The 1,780-nt window shown below is 46.0% G+C and carries 3 protein-coding genes; 2 read left to right on the top strand and 1 reads right to left on the bottom strand.

Annotated elements, in window-relative coordinates; genetic code table 11:
- Positions 1-132, top strand: a 132-nt coding sequence (locus B3797_RS17175; RefSeq protein WP_311791701.1) for a hypothetical protein, incomplete at its 5' end; no start/stop codon positions are given.
- A gap of 398 nt (positions 133-530) precedes the next feature.
- Positions 531-1,586: an acyltransferase gene (locus B3797_RS17170; protein ID WP_311783147.1), complete on the top strand. Its 1,056-nt coding sequence runs from the start codon at positions 531-533 to the stop codon at positions 1,584-1,586.
- Positions 1,587-1,671: 85 nt separating this feature from the next.
- Here B3797_RS17170 and B3797_RS19645 read toward each other — a convergent pair.
- The coding region (locus tag B3797_RS19645) for a hypothetical protein (protein WP_414693106.1) at positions 1,672-1,780 on the bottom strand (109 nt) is incomplete at its 5' end.

Here is a 1,780-nt window from a genome sequence, read left to right as displayed (position 1 = left end):
GACTATCAGGATGAGGGCAAGGTGGAGTTCTTCGAAGGCAACTTTAGCGAGTACGAAGAGTATAAGAAACGCACGCTCGGCGCAGATGCGCTGGAGCCGAAACGTATCAAGTACAAGCGTATTACCAAGTAAACAGCAGGCTGTCTGCTGTTGTAAAAAGGGGTCATGCTTATGCATGACCCTTTTTTTTAACCTGTGCAACCCTCTGAAGTTAAGATTATTCCGTTATTTATAATTAGCGTTCGTTAATATAATAATTAAAATCTTATCTCCTGCTAAATAGTGGGATTAAAATTTATGGAACCTTGCTTTCCAGTTCTCCGATAATCGCCTGTATATCAATAATAATATTTAACGCCCCACCAAATTTTGCATCATTATAAAGCCAGAAAATAGCGCTGTTATTTTCCTTACAAAGGTAAATAACTTTAGTTTCTTATATTTATTATTAAGAATTTGTCTGATTGATCGCAGTTTTTCGTTAATGTAAATTCGCCTTTACATTTAATACCACTATTACTGAGGGAATTATGCGCGCACGTATTACGCATCTGGACGGGATGCGCGGCTTAGCCATCCTGCTGGTCATTGGCTACCACGCCTACGCTCGCTGGCCCGATTTATTACCTTTTGTCCAGGCGACGCAGCATATTCCCCTGTTTTCTTTTGGCTGGGTGGGCGTACAGCTTTTTTTCATGATCTCGGGTTTTGTTATATTTATGTCGCTCGATAAGTCAGAGAGCTATATTAGCTTCCTGAAAAAACGCTGGCTGCGCCTGTTTCCTGCAATGCTAACTGTTAGCGTGCTACTTTATTTTACGGACGGCTTTTTCCCCGAATGGTCAGCGATGACGCCCTACGCAAAGAACCTTCTGCCGGGGCTGTTGTTCTTTAATCCGGAGACCCTGACGCAGATTAGCGGCGTTGAGCTTCACTCAATGGCAGGCTCTTTCTGGTCGCTGTACGTGGAGGCGATGTTTTATCTGATTATCGGGGTGGTTTACTTTACCGCCGGGAGAAAATATTGCCTGCCTGCGCTTATCGTGCCGATGTTGCTGCTGTCAGCGTCGTCGGTATTAAAATCGCTGGGACATCCACTGTTAATTGATATCGTATCAAAATTCGGTTTTATTCATTACGCCTGGTTTATGGTGGGCTGTCTGGTTTACGAAAGATTTCATGAGCGCGACAAGGGCTATCATTATGCGCTGGTGGTACTGGCGCTGCTGATTAACTTCAGTTACTACGTGAAAAATAGCGGCGTTATAAGCCTTGTGCCGCTGCTCATCGTTATGCTGTTTTTTATCGCAAGTTTTTACTCAAAGCAGATTGAGCGCTTTCTTTCGCTGCGCTTTTTTACGGCCGTTGGCTTCGTCAGTTACGCCTTCTACTTAATCCACGAAAATTTGCTGATTGCGACGCTTATCAAGACGAATCGGTATATCAAGAGCGAGACGCTAATGCTGCTGATGCCGGTTATTATTGCCGTCGCGCTCTATTTTATCGCTTTGGCTATCACAAAATATGCCGAACCGGCGGTGCGTAACATGCTGAAAGGCCGGCGTCAGCCGGTGCGGCAGGCGTAAAGCCCAGGCGCAGTTAATCACTGCGCCTGAGCAAGAGCCGCCTGTCAGGCGCGGACGACTCTACTCATGGACGGCAGACGAATGGCTATTTCGTTTTGCCGTCCATCATCTCTTTCACCAGCTCAATACAGCGCAGGAAGCGCGTATCGTAATCATCCTCACGCACATGCACGAACGAGACGTTATTCTCGCGC

The sequence above is a fragment of the Pantoea sp. UBA5923 genome, assembly GCF_002431095.1.
In the GTDB taxonomy this organism is placed as follows: domain Bacteria; phylum Pseudomonadota; class Gammaproteobacteria; order Enterobacterales; family Enterobacteriaceae; genus Pantoea; species Pantoea piersonii.
The sequence above is the reverse complement of the archived record's forward strand: the minus strand, read 5'-3'. Positions and strand labels throughout refer to the sequence as shown.